Below are 15,515 nucleotides of genomic sequence, written 5' to 3' on the forward strand. Positions count from 1 at the left end.
TCGCATCCCCCTATTCGGCCGCCTGAACCCTGCCTTGCGGCTTGCTCAAATAGGGCAGCACGAAGAGATAGAGGCCGTTCGGCAAAAGCACGAACAGCGGCGGCAGGGGCAGGTAGTAGACCCATTCGGGAAGCGTCGCCAGGGGCATGCCGATAAAGATCCCGGCAACGGCCAAGGAGAATAGCAGGGACGTCCAGCGATGGATTATCCGGATCAGAGAAGTCATTCTGGCACCTTGAATTCGGGCGTTGGATCGAGCGATGGAGCGATCAGTCGAGCTTTGCGACGACCTCTTCCAACTGCGTGAAAAAGCGCTGCCAACCGACGGTTGCGCCCTGGAAGTAGGACTTCTGGTCTGCGCGGAAGCCGCGCTGTTCCATGCGCAGGCTCGTGCCGCCATTGGCGGGAGCGAGCGTCCAGGTGACAACGCTGGTGAGGTCCTTGGTGTCCCAGCGATAGACAAGCGAGCGGTTCGCCTCGATCGTCTGAACCTCGCAGTCGACCTGTCCCCAATCGGCCGACAGGGTAAAGCGGCGGCCGACTTCGGGAATGAAATCGTTGCGCATCAGCCATTCGGCGATCAGATGCGGTTGCGTCAGGGCACGCCAGATCTTCTCGGGCGGATGCGGGAAGTCACGTTCGACCACGACAGAGCGTGTAGTTTCCGTTGTTTCGATCATTGGTCCATTCTCTTCAGCAAATCATCGAGATCATCGAAGCGGTCCTGCCAGAAGCCGGCCATCTCCGTCGTCCAGTCAACCAGGGTCGCAAGCGCCTCGCGCTTCGCGCTGTAATAAGTGTAGCGGCCCTCATGCCTGTCGTGCACGAGCCCTGCCGCCTTCAGGATTTTCAGATGCTTGGACACGACCGGCTGCGAAACGCCGGCATCGGCCAGCAATCCGACGACGGTCGTATCCCCCTGGCGGCAGAGGTGCTCGAAGAGCCCACGACGAGTGGGATCGGCGAGCGCCCGAAAAACCGCATCCTGCAACCGCGACATATCTCATACCCAATTGGCTATATGATGACGTATAGCCAATTGGGTATGCGTTTGTCAAACGCGTAATGATTGCGGCCCGCGCACAGATCATTTCCTGCCGGCGCGGCTTCAACTGCCGGGAAAGATCAGCCTAGGGGGAGGATATGTCGATCGCTTCGCCGATCGCGTAGAAGTGTCCGCCCGCGACATAATGCAGGCTGCGCAGGGCCGGGTCGGCGGTCTCGAACATCCAGTGCCCGTCACGAAACACGCGATCGTCCGCCCAGGCGGCGAAGATCTCGCCGATGAACAGGTCGTAGCGGCTTTCGATGGACGGCTCGGAGATCAGCCGGCACACCAGCCAGGCCGAACAGCCGGCAACGAAGGGCAGGTCATGCTCCGGCATGTCGAAGAGCGCGACACCGGCCTTGTCAAGTTTGTCCGGATCGTCGTGCAGGCTCGTGGTGCCGACCGCATGGGTCAGCACCGCCTGGGTCGCGGTTGGAACCTGGATGCAAAACAGGCCCGCCTCCTCTGCCAGGCTACGGGTGCGGGTGGCACTGTCGAGCACGACGGTCAGCTTCGGCGGATCATAGTCGAGGGCGCAGGCCCAGGCCGCTGCCATCACGTCTTCCACCCCAGCATGGCGGGCGGAGACCAGAACGGTCGGGCCATGGTTGAGCAACCGATAGGCCTTTTCGAGCGGAACGGGACGAATATGCGAATCCATCAAAAACCTCTGCCACCGCGGCGAACCTGATCGATGGCCATTTCTATAGTGACACCACATCCCACCAACAAGGGTTGGGCTTCGCCTAACGACATCGACTGCGATGCCGCTCCTCCTCAAGCCGGACCGCCGCCCGTCGCGCCAGCGCCCCGGCTTCCCTTCATCGCAAAATCCGGATATATTGAATGAACGTTCAGCAAATATGGAGACCGTGATGAACGAGTTGGTCCGCGACATTTCCGTTCCGAATGACTGGGATCGCCGTGGGCTGCCCGGATGGTGCTACCACAGCAACGCCCTGCTCGAGCTGGAGAAGGAGCATGTCTTCAAGCAGCATTGGCAGATCGCCTGCCATGTGTCCGACGTGCCGGAGCCGGGCAATTACGTCGCCATGGACGTCGTCGGCGAGCGGGCGCTGATCCTGCGCGACCAGGACGGCACGCTCCGCGGATTTCATAACATCTGCCGCCACCGGGGCTCCCGCGTCGTCGCCGACGACAAGGGCACCTGCCGCAACGCGCTGGTCTGTCCGTTCCACGGCTGGGTCTACAATCTCGACGGAACGCTGCGCGGCGCCGCGCGCCCACGCTCATTTCCGCCGCTCGACAAGCAGGCATTCGGGCTGATCCCATTGGAACTCGAGGTCTGGATGGGCTTCGTCTTCGTCCGCTTCCGCCCCGGCCCGCAGCCATCGGTCGCCGAGGTCATGCGCCCCTTCGCCGAGGAACTCGGGCACTATGGGACGGAGGGCATGGTGCCCACCCAGGGCATCTGGACGCAGGAAAGCCCGGTCAACTGGAAGTCCGTGCGCGACGTCGACAATGAGGGCTACCATGTCGCCATGGCCCATCCGGCGCTGCAGGATCTCTACGGCTCGACCTATTACGACGAGCCCTTCGTCAACGGACTTTGCCGTTCCTTCGCGACCTACAATCCGCATGCCGGCCGGCGCTGGAGCGTGAAGCAATATGTCAGCGTCGCGCCGGAAGCGACGCATCTGCCCGAGCGGCTGCGTAAGACCTGGATCTATTTCGGCCTGTTTCCGAACGCGGTCATCGCCGTGACGCCGGAGAGCGTGCAATTCTATCAGGAATTCCCGCTCGCAACGGGCAAGACGCTGCTACGCGGTGGCATCTATCGCTATCCCGATGAGACGCGCCGGCAGCGGCTCGCCCGCTACCTCGCCTTCCGCATCGATCGCGACACCCAGGCCGAAGACGTACAGCTGACGATCTGGTCGAACGAGTCGATGACGTCCAAGGCGTTCGGCGGCTTCTATCTCTCCGACCTCGAATATGGCGTGCGGACCCACCACGACCACCTGCGCGCGGTTCTGCCGGTCATGACGCTCGATCAGGCGCCGCGCGAGGAGGAGATGGCCGCCGTCAACGAGGCGATGGCGGCACGCTGAACGAAGACAAAAAGAAGGGCCGGAGATCGTCCGGCCCCTGAAGTCGGCCTCGCCGGGGAATGCTGGCGGGGCCGAGGCATTTCATGCCACCATCAGCCCTTCCAGAGCCCCTCGCGCACCAGTTCGTCCATCGTCCTTCGAATACTGACATCGAGGATATCGGCCATGACGTCGATCTGGCCCGTCGTGATCGTCAGCGGTGGCGACATCACGCACATGTTGATCAGCGGCCGCACGAGCAGGCCGAGTTCCTGGCAGTGCCGATCGATACGTTTGCCGACTTCCAAATCGAGCATCAGCGGATTGTTGCTGACGCGATCGGCGACGCATTCGACGCAGGCCATCAGCCCCAGTCCGCGCACCTCGCCGACGAGCGGCAGCGCTTCGAGCCGTTTCAGTGCCGCTTGGAAATGACCGGAGATCGCCCGCGCATGGTCGAGCAGCCCGCCTTCCAGGATATCGAGGTTCTTGAGCGCCACCGCACAGCCGATCGGGTGGCTGGAATAGGTGAGGCCATGGGCGAACATCGCGTCGGAATGATTGGATTGGCGCAGCGTTTCCAGAAGTTTCGACGAGATCATCACGCCGCCGAGCGGGAAATAGCCTGACGTTACCCCCTTGGCGAAGGTGATCATGTCGGGCTCGATCGAGAAGACTGCTTTGGAGGCGAAGATCTCGCCGAGGCGGCCGAAAGCCGTCACCACCTCGTCGGCGATGAAGAGGATGTCGTTCTCGGCGCAAAGCGCCCGCATACGCGGAAGGTAGCCCGCCGGCGGCACGATGACGCCACCGGATGCCATGACCGGCTCGGCGATGAAGGCGCCAATCTTCTCGGCACCGCGCGCTTCGATCACGGCGCGGAACTCCGCAACGAGGAAATCGCAGAACTCCGCTTCCGACTGACCCGTCGGGCGGCGGAAGGGGTTCGGACAGGTGAGCTTGATCACCTGATCCGAAGCGCTGTCCATCCAGTCGTGATCGCGCGGCCGACCATTGAGCGAGGCCGAGAGATAGGTGGAGCCGTGATAGCCGCCCTGACGCGAGACGATCAGCTTCTTGTCCGGCTGGCCGCGCACATTGTTCATGAACTGCATGAAGCGCAGGGCCGTCTCAACCGCCGAGGATCCGCCCGTCGTGTAGAACACGTGGCCGAGGTCTACGGGCGCATGTGCTGCCAGTCGCTCGGCGAGATCAACCGAGGGCGTGCTCGTCGTGTACCATGGCGAGTTGTAGGAGAGCGCCAGCGCCTGATCATGCAGCACCTGAGCCAGCTCGGCCCGGCGATGACCGACATTGACGCACCACATGCCGGCAGGCCCATCGATCAGTCGGCGCCCCTCGCCGTCCGTCACATAGATTCCGTCGCCGCTTTCGATCGCCCCGCGCGACTCGGCGCCGATGCTGCCGGCGACAGGCCAAGGCTGGACGAGATGCCGCGCGGCGAGCGCGGCGGTTTCATCCGCCTCGCGGTTGTGCACAACTGCAGGATCGAGCTTCGCGGCCATCACGGAATCTCCCATTAAATCCGGTGTATTTTTCCACTCAACAAGTTGATAACAATCGATAATGACTACTTTTATTGAATGGCTGTTCAATCAATATTGCAGAAATTCCGCTTGCGTTCAATCCCGATTTGCGTTTTGCTAATTGAGGGACCACAAAAGGCGGATACCGCCACGGGATGGATAGAATGAAGCGATCGCTGCATTTCCAGTGTCCACGCTCAGCACATCGCGCGAGGACATGCTGATGGCAGTCCTGTCGGGCGCGGGGGTGGAGCATCGGCCCGCAGAACCACCGAAAAGCCGCACACGCTGGATTGCCAGCGAAGAGGCCAGCGGCCTCGCTCTCATCTCACCGACACTGCTTTACGCGCTTGCCCTGCTCTTCCTGCCCGTCCTGATCGTCATCGCCTACAGTTTCTGGACCCAGGACTATCTGACGATCGACCGTACCTTTACCCTCGAAAATTACCGCACCGCCCTTGGCGAACCGATCTACCAGGACCTCCTGGTGCGCTCGCTGGTCATCTCGCTGGTCGTCAGCGTCGTCACCGTCGCGGCCTCCTATCCGATCGCCTGGTTCATTTCCTTCCATGGCGGCGTGCACAAGAACCTCTGGCTGTTCTTGATCACCGTGCCCTGCTGGACGAGCTATCTTCTGCGCGTGATGTCGTGGAAGGTCATCCTCGGCTATGGCGGCGTGATGAATACGGGGCTTCTATCGATCGGCCTTATCGACAAGCCGCTGACGACGCTGCTCTACAATTCCAATGCCGTCGTCATTACGCTCGTCCACAGCTGGGCGGCTTTTGCGATCCTGCCGATCTACGTGTCGCTGGAAAAGGTCGACCGCTCGCTGATAGAAGCTGCGCACGATCTCGGTGACAACAAGGTGATGAGCTTCCTGCGTGTCACCCTGCCCCTGTCGCTGCCGGGCGTCATCTCCGCCTTCCTGATCGTGATGATCCCGACCGTCGGCGACTACGTGACGCCCAAGCTCGTCGGCGGCAAGGATGGGGTGATGATCGCGACCGCGATCCAGGCACAGTTCGGCAAGGGCGCCAACTGGCCGCTCGGCGCCGCACTTTCGGTGACGACCATGGTGGTCGTCTCGGCGATGGCGGGGCTCGTCGTCCTCGCGCTGAAACTCACAATGAGGCTGGCGAAATGAGCGGCCGTCACGGCATCCCGAAGTCCCGCTGGCTGCCGATCTATGTCGGCCTCTACCTGCTCTTCCTTTATTTCCCGATCCTGCTGCTGCCGATCTTTTCCTTCAACAACGCCTCCACCACGACCTTCCCGCTGGCCGGCTTCACCACCAAGTGGTACGTCACGCTCTGGGGCAATTCGGCCATGCTGGAAGCGGCACGCAACAGCATGATCGTCGGCGTCTCCGTGGCGCTCATCAGCACCGTTCTCGGTATCTGCGCCGCCCGCGCACTGACGCGCTATCGCTTCCGCGGCAAAGGGCCGGCGACAGGCCTGATCATGGCGCCCCTGTTCCTGCCCGAGATCATCGTCGCCGTTTCGCTGTTGATGATCCTGCTGCAGCTCGGCATCGAGCTTTCGCTCGTCACCGTCATCCTCGGCCAGGTGGTCTTCTGCCTGCCCTATGCGATGTCGGTACTGATCTCAGGCTTCGACGGCTTCGACCGGTCGCTGGAAGAGGCTTCGCTCGATCTCGGCGAAACGGCGATCGGCACCTTCCGGCGGGTGACCCTGCCCGTCGTCGCGCCGGCGATCGTCTCCAGCCTGCTCGTGTCTTTCACGGTGTCGCTCGACGAGTTCATCCTCGCCTTCTTCCTCTCGGGAACCGAGCCGACGTTGCCGGTCTATATCTGGGGCCAGCTCCGCTTTGCCGCAAAGCTACCGGGCGTGCTCGCGCTCGGCAGCCTGATGCTGCTCATCTCGATCCTGCTTCTCACTCTTTCGGAAATCATACGCCGCCGCGCCGAATACAGGCTCAGGGCACAGGGAGCGCAGCATGGCTGAAACACCGATGATCGCAATCGAAGGCGTCAGCAAGTTCTACGGCATCTACAAGGCGCTCGACGACGTCTCGCTCGGCATCGCCGCCGGCGAATTCTTCTCGCTGCTCGGCCCTTCGGGCTGCGGCAAGACCACGCTTCTGCGCTCGATCGCCGGCTTCGACACGCAGACAGAAGGCGACATCCGCATCGACGGCCAATCGGTGATCGGCGTGCCGCCGAACCGCCGCCCTACCAATATGGTCTTCCAGAACTACGCGATTTTTCCGCATCTCGATGTCGAGGAGAATGTCGCCTATGGCCTGAAGCGCCTGAAGCTCGATGCGACCGAGGAACGCCGCCGTGTCGGCGCCGCACTCGAACAGGTCAGGCTCGGCCATCTCGGCAAGCGACGGGCGCATGAACTGTCAGGCGGCCAGCGCCAACGGGTGGCGCTGGCGCGCGCGCTGGTAATGCGACCGAAGGTGCTGCTCCTCGACGAGCCACTCTCCGCGCTCGACAAGAAGCTGCGCGAGGAAATGCAGGTGGAACTGCGCACGCTGCAGCGCGCGGTCGGCATCACCTTCATCCTCGTCACCCACGATCAGTATGAGGCGCTGGCGCTTTCGGACCGCATCGCCGTGATGTTCGGTGGCCGGATCGCGCAGGTGGCGACGCCGAAGGAGATCTACCAGCGCCCCAACACGCGCCAGGTCGCGGACTTCCTCGGTGGCATGAACTTCATGAAAGCCCGCGTCACCAACGAGACAGCGACACGCATTTCCGTCGAGACCCCGCGCTTCGGTGGCGTCACCGTCGACAAACCGCTCGGCTTTGCTGCCCGGAACGGCACGGCGACGATCGGCATTCGACCGGAACGCCTGCGTGTGCTGTGGGATGATGCGCGTTCCGATTTCGAGGTTGCCGGCAAGGTCGTCGACCGACACTATTTCGGCGAGATCACCCACCTGATCGTCGATATCCCCGGCCTCGAGCAGCCGCTTTCGGTATCGGAGACCAACAATTTCGGCGCGGACGACATTCCCGTTGGCGACACGATACGGCTGGCCTACGATCCGGATGCGCTGGTCGCCGTTGCCGACTGACAAAGTTTCGGCGGGACGCAGTCGCGCCCCGCCGATTTCCCTTCTCAGTAGCCCGACTTGATCTTCTCGAACTCAGCGATCATGCGCTGGCGCAGTTCGACCGGCATCGGCGACTGGAACAGCGTGTTGGCCAGGAATTTGGAGACGTCGGCATAGCCCTTGTCGGCCAGGATCTTCGGATCGACCTGCGCCATGCCGCGAGCGTTCGCATGACCATACCCCCAAGACTCGACCATATAGGCCGTGATCGCGGGATCGGAGATCGAATTCAGGTAGTCATATTGTTCGTCAAGCGGCGCTTCGGCCCCTTTGAGGCGGACATAGCCACAGACCCAAGTCGAAAGCCCCTCGGTCGTATCCTTCTTGATCGCCGCCGGAACGCCGTCTGCCTGCAGGGTCGTTGCCGTCTCGTTCCAGGCCCAGGCGAGATCGACCTCGCCGCTGGCGATCGCCTGGCTCAAGTCGGTGTTGTCGGTCCAGTAGAGGCGGACATTCTTGTGCACTTCGCGCAGAAAGTCCGAAGCCTGCTTGAACTGTTCGTCGGTCATCGTCGTCCAGTCCTTGACGCCGATGGCGAGGCTCGCCAGCGCATAGGCGTCATCGACATTGTCGCCGATCGAGACCCGGTCCTTGAACTTCGGATCGGCAAAGGCCCGGAGCGACTTGATCTCGTCCTCCTTGACCGTATCGGTGCGGTAGGTGAGCACGGTGTTGCCCCATTCGAAGGGCAGCAGCCAGGCCTTTCCGTCCGGCGTCGTCATCAGCCCCTTCATCGCGGCGATGCCCGGATCGATGTCGTTCCAGTAGGTGAGTTTCGAGGTGTCGAGCGGCTCGATCAGCCCGGCCTCGCGCCACTTCGCCACGCTCTGCGAACAGGGATGGGCAAGGTCGGCCTTGAAGCCGGAGCGCAGCTTCTGGAAAGCCTCCTCCTCGTCGCCGAAGAAACTGAAGTCCGGTTCGCTTCCGTGCTTGGAGGTGTAGGACGGGTGGAAGGCCGGATCCTCGTAGCCGGACCAGTCGAAGATCGTGAGGTTTCCGGCGGCATGCGCCGGCAGGGCGGTGGTCGAGACAAGCGAGGCGATGAAGGCGCCTCCCAAGATTTGCCTGCACGCGTTCACCAATGTCATGCCAACCTCCTCTATCCGGCCGTTCCGGCGTTGTTGTTCCCTATTTCGGCCCTTCCCGGGTGAAATGCTTGGGGAAGGCGACGAGCAGATATTCGACGGCCGCCGCATGCGCCTTTTCGCGCGTCAGCCCGTCGCCCATCATCAGCCTCAGCCACAGCCCTTCCATGCAGGCGCAGAGCGCCAGCGTCATGCCCTCGGGCTCATAGGCGTAGCCGCCCTCGTCCTTCAGCCTCTGGCAAAGGGCCAGGAAGATCTCCTGGTATTTGACGTCGCGCGCGCCGCAGAGCGCCTGATAGGTCGGCCGCGATTTCGCCTCACCCCAGAAGGCGCACCAGGCCGCAAGCTTGCGCTTGGTGCAAATCTTGCGATCGAAATCACAGGCGACAAGTGCCCAGAGCTGGGCCGCCGCCTTGTCACCGGCCTTCTCCAGCGCTGCACCCCAATTGGCCGCATATTCGTCGGCCATATATTGCAGCGTGGCGATCAGCAGCTTTTCCTTGCTCTCGAAATGGAAGTTGACGATGCCGCGCGAAAGGCCGGCGCCATCGGCAACGTCGGCAAGCGTCGTTTCCGAATAGCCGCGCTTCGCCAGCGAATCGATCGTCGCCTCGATCAGCTGTTGCCGCCGGGTTTCCTTCGAGGCCTTGCGGCCACGCTTTTCGCCTTCCGCGGCTTCCTGCACTTCAGGGGTGAGTTTCATCCGTACCGCCGTATCGTTCTTCTTCAGGCGCAGATGCATGTCATGCGTCCCGCCGCATCGGCTTGATGCCACGCAGATGAGTGGGACAATGCTCCCCACTGTCAAGCACCTTCTGCATGGCCGCCCAGGTCCGGATATTCTTGGCCACATAGGCCTCGCCGACCGCCGCAACGGCGGCCGAATGCAATGTTCCCTGCAGTCGCGAAAGCTCCTGGCGCGCGACCTCGCGATACCATTGGTTGCGGCTTTCCGCGCGCGTCTCGACAAAGCCCGCCTCTGCCATCGCCGTGAGATACGTCGCCGCCGAAGCCATACCGAAACTCAGCCCCTCGGCCGCGAGATACGCCTTCATATCCTGCGACGGCTCACCGTCGTGGGAGATCAGCCAATCGGAGCCGGCGAACACGCCGCCGGGCGAAAGCACGCGGTACATTTCGCGAAACACGGCCAGTTTGTCCGCAACATGGACCAGTGCGTCCTTCGAAAAGACGACATCGAAGCTGCCATCGATGAAGGGCAGCGGACCAGCCGGCGCCTGAACGAAGCTCACCCCCGCAAGGCCCTGGCGCGCTGCCGCGTCGCGCGCATGCGCGATAACCGGCGCCTCGACGTCGAAGCCCGTGATTGCCGCCGGACGACAGGTTCGGGCGATATGCAGCGTCACGCCGCCAGCACCGCAGCCGAGATCAAGGACACGTTTGCCGTCGATCTCGACCCCGTCGAGCACGCGGTCAACCTCGTCGGGACCACCGGGCGAAAGGTAACCCTCGCCCCACAGCACCTCAAGAAAGCGGATGGCCGTATCGTCGTATTCGACGGCCTGTCCCGTTTCCTGATCAATCGACGACATCTGACCTCCTGGCCATATCAAGCCTTGCTAAAAATCCTACCGCATTATCAGAGGATTGCAACATATTTGCTGAACGCTCATTCAATATTGATGGACAACATTCTGCTTTCCGTGTCATTTTTTGATCAACGACAGGGGGAGCCAGATGAAAAAATACGACGTGGTGATGATTGGAGGAGGTCATAACGGCCTGGTCGCCGCCTGCTATCTGCAGCGCGCCGGGCTGAATGTCGTCGTCCTCGAAAAGAACGACTGGGTGGGGGGGGCGGCCACCAGCCGCGAACTCACCCCCGGCTTCCTCTACTCCAACTGTTCCTACGTCTGTTCGCTCTTCCGCCCCGAAATCATGCGCGATCTGGAGCTGCCAAAACACGGGCTTCAGGTCATCTCCTACGAAGGCGGCGCGGTCTTGACCCGTGACGGCGACTATCTCGCCTCCTACCGCGACCACGATTCCCATCGCCGCGAGTTTGCCCGCTACTCGAAGCGCGATGCGGAAGCCTATGACCGCTACGCCCGCGACGTGACCCGCCAGTGCCGCTTCATCCAGCCGCTGCTCATGCGCACGGCACCGGACCCGTTCAGCTTCAAGCCGCGCGATATCTCCGAACTCATCTACCTCGCAAAGAAGTTCGGCGAATTCTCACCGGCCGAAATGGCGGCAACCTTACGCTTCTGGACCATGTCGATTGCGGATTTCCTCGACGAGTATTTCGAGACCGACGTGATCAAGGCCTACCTCGCGCTTTCCGGCATCATCGGCACTGCGCTCGGGCCGATGTCGCCGGGCACGGCCTATGTGCTGCTGCACCATTATATGGGCGAGGTCGACGGCTCGGTCGGCGCCTGGGGTTATGCCCGCGGCGGCATGGGCGCCGTCACCAAGGCGCTCGCCTCGTCGTTCCAGGCGGCTGGCGGCACAATCCGCACCGGCGCAGATGTCACCAAGGTGCTGACCCGCGGCGGTCGCGCCCGTGGTGCAGTGCTTGTCGATGGCGAAGAGGTGCTCGGCAATCTCGTCGTCTCCAATGCCGACGTCAAACGCACCTTCCTCAAGCTCGTCGACGAGCACGATCTGCCGGAGCGCTTCGTCCACCGGGTCAGGCACTTCAAGATGCGCGGCTCCTCCGGCAAGCTCAACATCGCACTCGACAGCCTGCCGGAATTTCCGGCCCTGCCCGCAGGTTCCTCCTGCATTCGCGGCGACCTGCACTTCACCGACAGCGTGGAGCGCATGGAGCGGGCCTATGACGACTGGAAGGCCGGGCGCTGGTCGGCCGACCCCTTCGTCGACATGATGATCCCGACGACGCTCGACCCGACGATGGCGCCGCCGGGAAAACATTTCGTCTCCTGTTTCGTGCAGTACTGTCCGCCGAAGGTGGAGGGCCGGGACTGGACCGATGCCGACCGGGACGCCTTCGCCGAAACGGTGATCAAGCAGATCAGCGACTATTCACCGGGTTTTCGTGACCGCATCCTGCACATGGAGGTGCGCACGCCGCGCGAGATCGAGCAGGAAGTCGGCCTCACCGAAGGCAACATCTTCCAGGGTGAACTCACCTTCGACCAGTTGCTCTTCAACCGCCCGGTCCCCGGCTATGCGCAGTATCGCAGCCCCGTGCGGGGTCTCTACATCTGCGGCTCGTCGACCCACCCGGGCGGTGGCGTCATGGGCGCCCCCGGCCGCAATGCCGCCGCCGAAATCCTGCGCGACCTGCGTCATACGTCCTCCGACAAGATGAGCCCGGCCCATGACGTCATTTGATGCCATCGTCATCGGCGGCGGCCACAACGGCCTGACCGCCGCCACCCTCCTCGCCCGCTCCGGCCGCAAGGTCGTGGTCGTTGAAGCCAGCGACACGCTCGGGGGCGCCGCGCGCAGCTACACCTTCCACCCGGGCTATTCGAGCCCCGGTCTTGCCCACATCGTCAACCGGCTCCATCCGGAAGTCGCGTCAGCTCTCTCGCTCGAAAGCGGCAGCGAAGCGGCGGCACCGACGGTGGTGCTTTCGCCGACCGGGCGTCATGCCGTACTGCGGGGCGGCTACGGAGAAGCCATCGACGGCGTTTCCGAAGACGAAGCCCGACGCTTCCAGGATCTGCGCGGCAAGCTGATCTTCCAGGCGGCCATCCTGAAACGGTTCCTGAAACGCAAGCCGCCGGAGATCGGCGAGATGGCGCTGGCGGATTTCGCAACGCTCGCCGGGGCCGGTCTCGGCCTTCTGCGCAAGGGACGAGAGGAAAGCCGCGACTTCCTGCGCATGTTGCTGATGAATGTGGCGGACATCGCCGACGAGTACCGGACCGACGACCGGCTGAAGGCGCTGCTCGCCTTCGACGCCACGCTCGGCATCCATCTGGGACCCCGTTCGCCGACGTCGCTGCTCGGCCTTTACTACCGCCTCACCGGAGAAATGCACGGCGTGACCGGCGCGCAGGTCGTCGCCGGCGCCGGCGGCCGATCGGCGGCGGTGGCCTTCGAGAACGCGGCAACCCGCGCCGGCGTCGCGATCCGCACGGGCGTGCAGGTCTCCCGCATCATCGCCGATCGCGGCTGTGCCAGCGGTGTCGTCCTCTCCACCGGCGAGACGCTCGAAGCCGGAGCCATCGTCTCGGCGATCCACCCGAAGGCCACGTTCCTCGCCCTCACCGACGCCGCCGAGATCGGCACCGGTTTCCGCCGCGCCATCGGCAATATCCGCTCGAAGGGCAATGTCGCCAAGCTCGACCTGGCGCTCGACCGCCCCCCGAACTTTCCCGGCGTCGCGGCGGCTGATCTCCGCGGACGGCTCGTGATCGCCCGTTCGATCGACCATGTCGAAGAGGCATTCAACCCGGCGAAATACGGCGCGTTTTCCAGCGACCCGGTGATGGAGATCACTTTGCCGAGCCTCGGCGATCCCTCGCTGGCGCCGGCTGGCGGCTGTACGCTTTCGGCGCTCGTCGAATTCGCGCCCTACGCGCTTGCCGACGGTTGGGAGACGGGCAAGCCGGCATTCCAGAAGATCGTACTTGAGACGCTCGAAAGCTATGCCCCCGGTCTTGGCGTGAGCATCGTGGCCACGAGCCTCATGACCCCCTTGGATATCGAGGCGCGCTACAACCTGCCTGGGGGACATTGGCATCATGGCGAACTGCAGGCCGATCAGTTGCTTGTCAACCGCCCGGTCAACGCAGCGTCTGGCTACGCGACGCCGCTTCGGGGTCTTTATCTCGCCAGCGCCGGCTCGCATCCAGGCGGCGGCATTTCCGGCCTGCCCGGCCTGCTCGCCGCCCGGCAGGTCCTATCGGAGAAACGTGCATGATGATGCATCTCACAGCCTTGCGCCGCGCCCAGCAGGGCCATATCCTGACGCCCCGTCTCGAAACGCCGTTTCATCAACGCCTTGCCGCACTCAGCGAGACCAAAGATTGGTACAGCTGGGCGGGCTACAAGGCGCCGCATTCGATCTTCGACACGGAACTCGAATACTTCGCGATCCGCTCGACGGCGGCCCTGTTCGACATCTCGCCCATGGTGAAGTACCGCGTTCGCGGCCCTGACGCCGAGCGCTATCTCAACCGGTTGACACTGCGCAACGTCGCCAAGCTTGGCATAGGCCGCGTGCACTACACGGCCTGGTGCGACGACCATGGTCATGTCCTCGACGACGGAACGCTCTTCCGGCTTGCCGCAGATGATTTCCGCCTCTGCTGCCAGGAGCGGCACCTGCCCTGGCTTCTCGACAGCGCGGCAGGTTTTTCCGTCGAGATTAACGAAGAGACCAGCGAGATTGCTGCCGTGGCGCTGCAGGGACCAACCTCCTTTGCAGTTCTCGAAGCGGCAGGCTTTGCCGGCGTGGAAAACCTCAAGCCGTTCCAACTCGCCGAGTTTCCCGATCTCGACGGCAAGGTGACCGTCTCGCGGACCGGTTTCACCGGCGACCTCGGCTACGAACTCTTCGTCGATGCCACGCACGCTCTCAGCCTCTGGGACCGGCTGTGGGCGACGGGTGCCGATTTCGGCCTGAAGGCGATCGGCTACGATGCGCTCAACCGCGCCCGCATCGAAGCAGGTTTCATCGTCGCCAATGCCGACTTCATCACCGCCGAAGCCGCGCTGCGCGCCGACCGCGAACGTATGCCCGACGAGGTCGGGCTCGACTGGCTGGTCGATGCGGAGAAGCCCTACTTCAACGGGCGCGACGCTATCTTCCGGGCTCGCGCGAAACAGACCCTGAAGCACGTTCTCGTCGGGCTCGAAATCGAGGGCAACATCCCCGCCGAGGGCGCAATCGTCTATCATCGCGGCAAGAAGGAAGTGGGCCTCGTCACGGCGGCGATCTGGTCGCCGCTCGCCAAGCGCAACATCGCGATTGCCAGCCTAGCGCGCCCTTACGGCAGCCGGATCGCCGACGATCTCTGGGTCGAAATCTATGCTCTGCGCGAACTGCAGTATCAGAAGCTGATGAAACGGGCGCGTGTCGTCGCCCGGCCCTTTGTCAAACTCGACCGCCGCTCGGCCAATCCGCCCGGCCGTTTCTGAGACCGCGCGCATGGACGACGAGACGAGACGGCACTGGGAGATGATCAAGATGGCACCCGGCATCGAGTGGTCCGGCCGCGCCCGATACGCGGCAGCAATGTTCTTCTACCAGCGCGGCTTGTTGGATGCTGAAACACTCGAAGTCTACCGCATCTGCTCGCGCCTCGATGCGGAGGACCCGGCCATGGTCCTGCGTCGCCAACAGATCGGTTCGGAATGGCTGTCCCGTCTGGAGGACGACGGCATTTCCTGAGATCGGCGGGACCTGTTTGTCGGATGCCGATCGGGCGATGACGTTATCGACCGCAGAAGCGTTTTACGCCACGGGTGCTCGACACCAATCTTGCGGCGCACTCTATATCCGGCGATCGTGCGATCTTCGACCCGAGCGGCGGCAAGGGCACCAACAATGGTGCCCCTCATTCGTCAGAAGCGAACGCGGGCACCGACCTTGGCGCCGGCCGATTGCGAACCGTCGCCTTCGATGTTGAACAGCAGCGAGAAGTCGAGGTCCCAGTTGTCGGTGTTCGACAAGGCCAACCCGGCTGAAACCCGCCCGAACAGGCCTTCGCCGTCGAGCGAGGCGAAGCCGACATCGGCACCGACCGACGGCGA

At 63.1% G+C, this 15,515-nt stretch carries 17 protein-coding genes; 8 read left to right on the forward strand and 9 right to left on the reverse strand.

The genetic code is table 11. From position 1 onward, the window contains the following. Nucleotides 1-10: 10 nt before the first annotated feature. The 4 genes from AB4Z53_RS28740 to AB4Z53_RS28755 form a co-directional block, all read right to left on the reverse strand. Nucleotides 11-226, reverse strand: a complete 216-nt coding sequence (locus tag AB4Z53_RS28740; protein ID WP_441598916.1) for a hypothetical protein — start codon at nucleotides 224-226, stop codon at nucleotides 11-13. A 43-nt stretch (nucleotides 227-269) separates the two neighbouring features. After that, nucleotides 270-680: an SRPBCC family protein gene (locus AB4Z53_RS28745; protein WP_441598917.1), complete on the reverse strand. Its 411-nt coding sequence runs from the start codon at nucleotides 678-680 to the stop codon at nucleotides 270-272. After that, nucleotides 677-1,000: an ArsR/SmtB family transcription factor gene (locus tag AB4Z53_RS28750; protein WP_441598918.1), complete on the reverse strand. Its 324-nt coding sequence runs from the start codon at nucleotides 998-1,000 to the stop codon at nucleotides 677-679. Before AB4Z53_RS28750 ends, AB4Z53_RS28745 begins: the two co-directional genes overlap by 4 nt. Before the next feature lie 130 nt (nucleotides 1,001-1,130). Beyond that, entirely contained in the window at nucleotides 1,131-1,709 is a 579-nt protein-coding gene (locus AB4Z53_RS28755) for a flavin reductase family protein (protein WP_441598919.1), read from the reverse strand. A gap of 214 nt (nucleotides 1,710-1,923) precedes the next feature. Between AB4Z53_RS28755 and AB4Z53_RS28760 the strand changes: the two genes are divergently transcribed. Beyond that, a complete protein-coding gene (locus AB4Z53_RS28760) occupies nucleotides 1,924-3,120 on the forward strand; it encodes an aromatic ring-hydroxylating oxygenase subunit alpha (protein WP_441598920.1) in 1,197 nt (398 codons plus the stop codon). 92 nt (nucleotides 3,121-3,212) lie between these two features. On the opposite strand, the gene AB4Z53_RS28765 is transcribed toward AB4Z53_RS28760, so the two are convergent. Then, nucleotides 3,213-4,625, reverse strand: a complete 1,413-nt coding sequence (locus AB4Z53_RS28765) for an aminotransferase (protein WP_441598921.1) — start codon at nucleotides 4,623-4,625, stop codon at nucleotides 3,213-3,215. A gap of 244 nt (nucleotides 4,626-4,869) precedes the next feature. On the opposite strand from AB4Z53_RS28765, the gene AB4Z53_RS28770 reads away from it, so the two are divergent. From AB4Z53_RS28770 to AB4Z53_RS28780, 3 genes are read left to right on the forward strand one after another with little or no spacing between them, the layout of a single operon-like run. Beyond that, complete coding sequence (locus tag AB4Z53_RS28770; protein ID WP_441598922.1) at nucleotides 4,870-5,793, forward strand: ABC transporter permease; 924 nt, start codon at nucleotides 4,870-4,872, stop codon at nucleotides 5,791-5,793. After that, a complete protein-coding gene (locus AB4Z53_RS28775; RefSeq protein ID WP_441598923.1) occupies nucleotides 5,790-6,614 on the forward strand; it encodes an ABC transporter permease in 825 nt (274 codons plus the stop codon). Before AB4Z53_RS28770 ends, AB4Z53_RS28775 begins: the two co-directional genes overlap by 4 nt. A gap of 7 nt (nucleotides 6,615-6,621) precedes the next feature. Beyond that, on the forward strand, nucleotides 6,622-7,695 hold the full coding sequence (locus AB4Z53_RS28780; protein ID WP_441598934.1) for an ABC transporter ATP-binding protein: 1,074 nt from the start codon (nucleotides 6,622-6,624) through the stop codon (nucleotides 7,693-7,695). 44 nt (nucleotides 7,696-7,739) lie between these two features. On the opposite strand, the gene AB4Z53_RS28785 is transcribed toward AB4Z53_RS28780, so the two are convergent. From AB4Z53_RS28785 to AB4Z53_RS28795, 3 genes are read right to left on the reverse strand one after another with little or no spacing between them, the layout of a single operon-like run. Beyond that, nucleotides 7,740-8,822 (reverse strand): extracellular solute-binding protein, encoded by a 1,083-nt coding sequence (locus AB4Z53_RS28785; protein ID WP_441598924.1) that lies wholly within the window; start codon nucleotides 8,820-8,822, stop codon nucleotides 7,740-7,742. Nucleotides 8,823-8,862: 40 nt separating this feature from the next. Beyond that, entirely contained in the window at nucleotides 8,863-9,522 is a 660-nt protein-coding gene (locus AB4Z53_RS28790) for a TetR/AcrR family transcriptional regulator (RefSeq protein WP_113539165.1), read from the reverse strand. A gap of 40 nt (nucleotides 9,523-9,562) precedes the next feature. Further along, nucleotides 9,563-10,372 (reverse strand): class I SAM-dependent methyltransferase, encoded by an 810-nt coding sequence (locus AB4Z53_RS28795; protein ID WP_441598925.1) that lies wholly within the window; start codon nucleotides 10,370-10,372, stop codon nucleotides 9,563-9,565. Nucleotides 10,373-10,517: 145 nt separating this feature from the next. On the opposite strand from AB4Z53_RS28795, the gene AB4Z53_RS28800 reads away from it, so the two are divergent. Genes AB4Z53_RS28800 through AB4Z53_RS28815 form a run of 4 tightly spaced genes read left to right on the forward strand, consistent with a single transcriptional unit; the run spans nucleotide 10,518 to nucleotide 15,153 of the window. Beyond that, complete coding sequence (locus AB4Z53_RS28800) at nucleotides 10,518-12,140, forward strand: phytoene desaturase family protein (protein ID WP_441598926.1); 1,623 nt, start codon at nucleotides 10,518-10,520, stop codon at nucleotides 12,138-12,140. Further along, a complete protein-coding gene (locus tag AB4Z53_RS28805) occupies nucleotides 12,127-13,680 on the forward strand; it encodes a phytoene desaturase family protein (RefSeq protein ID WP_441598927.1) in 1,554 nt (517 codons plus the stop codon). The genes AB4Z53_RS28800 and AB4Z53_RS28805 overlap by 14 nt, the downstream gene beginning before the upstream one ends. Beyond that, complete coding sequence (locus tag AB4Z53_RS28810) at nucleotides 13,677-14,900, forward strand: aminomethyltransferase family protein (protein ID WP_441598928.1); 1,224 nt, start codon at nucleotides 13,677-13,679, stop codon at nucleotides 14,898-14,900. Before AB4Z53_RS28805 ends, AB4Z53_RS28810 begins: the two co-directional genes overlap by 4 nt. Before the next feature lie 10 nt (nucleotides 14,901-14,910). Beyond that, nucleotides 14,911-15,153 (forward strand): hypothetical protein, encoded by a 243-nt coding sequence (locus AB4Z53_RS28815; protein ID WP_441598929.1) that lies wholly within the window; start codon nucleotides 14,911-14,913, stop codon nucleotides 15,151-15,153. A gap of 173 nt (nucleotides 15,154-15,326) precedes the next feature. On the opposite strand, the gene AB4Z53_RS28820 is transcribed toward AB4Z53_RS28815, so the two are convergent. Then, on the reverse strand, nucleotides 15,327-15,515 hold a 189-nt coding region (locus AB4Z53_RS28820; RefSeq protein ID WP_441598930.1), incomplete at its 5' end, for a hypothetical protein.

Source organism: Ensifer sp. 2TAB8 (assembly GCF_052115125.1).
Lineage (GTDB): Bacteria > Pseudomonadota > Alphaproteobacteria > Rhizobiales > Rhizobiaceae > Ensifer.

Excerpts from the sequence above, each read along its gene's own strand:
- AB4Z53_RS28740 (WP_441598916.1), bottom strand. The coding sequence starts at position 226 with ATGACTTCTCTGATCCGGATAATCCATCGCTGGACGTCCCTGCTATTC.
- AB4Z53_RS28745 (WP_441598917.1), bottom strand. The coding sequence starts at position 680 with ATGATCGAAACAACGGAAACTACACGCTCTGTCGTGGTCGAACGTGAC.
- AB4Z53_RS28750 (WP_441598918.1), bottom strand. The coding sequence starts at position 1,000 with ATGTCGCGGTTGCAGGATGCGGTTTTTCGGGCGCTCGCCGATCCCACT.
- AB4Z53_RS28755 (WP_441598919.1), bottom strand. The coding sequence starts at position 1,709 with ATGGATTCGCATATTCGTCCCGTTCCGCTCGAAAAGGCCTATCGGTTG.
- AB4Z53_RS28760 (WP_441598920.1), top strand. The coding sequence starts at position 1,924 with ATGAACGAGTTGGTCCGCGACATTTCCGTTCCGAATGACTGGGATCGC.
- AB4Z53_RS28765 (WP_441598921.1), bottom strand. The coding sequence starts at position 4,625 with ATGGCCGCGAAGCTCGATCCTGCAGTTGTGCACAACCGCGAGGCGGAT.
- AB4Z53_RS28770 (WP_441598922.1), top strand. The coding sequence starts at position 4,870 with ATGGCAGTCCTGTCGGGCGCGGGGGTGGAGCATCGGCCCGCAGAACCA.
- AB4Z53_RS28775 (WP_441598923.1), top strand. The coding sequence starts at position 5,790 with ATGAGCGGCCGTCACGGCATCCCGAAGTCCCGCTGGCTGCCGATCTAT.
- AB4Z53_RS28780 (WP_441598934.1), top strand. The coding sequence starts at position 6,622 with ATGATCGCAATCGAAGGCGTCAGCAAGTTCTACGGCATCTACAAGGCG.
- AB4Z53_RS28785 (WP_441598924.1), bottom strand. The coding sequence starts at position 8,822 with ATGACATTGGTGAACGCGTGCAGGCAAATCTTGGGAGGCGCCTTCATC.
- AB4Z53_RS28790 (WP_113539165.1), bottom strand. The coding sequence starts at position 9,522 with ATGAAACTCACCCCTGAAGTGCAGGAAGCCGCGGAAGGCGAAAAGCGT.
- AB4Z53_RS28795 (WP_441598925.1), bottom strand. The coding sequence starts at position 10,372 with ATGTCGTCGATTGATCAGGAAACGGGACAGGCCGTCGAATACGACGAT.
- AB4Z53_RS28800 (WP_441598926.1), top strand. The coding sequence starts at position 10,518 with ATGAAAAAATACGACGTGGTGATGATTGGAGGAGGTCATAACGGCCTG.
- AB4Z53_RS28805 (WP_441598927.1), top strand. The coding sequence starts at position 12,127 with ATGACGTCATTTGATGCCATCGTCATCGGCGGCGGCCACAACGGCCTG.
- AB4Z53_RS28810 (WP_441598928.1), top strand. The coding sequence starts at position 13,677 with ATGATGATGCATCTCACAGCCTTGCGCCGCGCCCAGCAGGGCCATATC.
- AB4Z53_RS28815 (WP_441598929.1), top strand. The coding sequence starts at position 14,911 with ATGGACGACGAGACGAGACGGCACTGGGAGATGATCAAGATGGCACCC.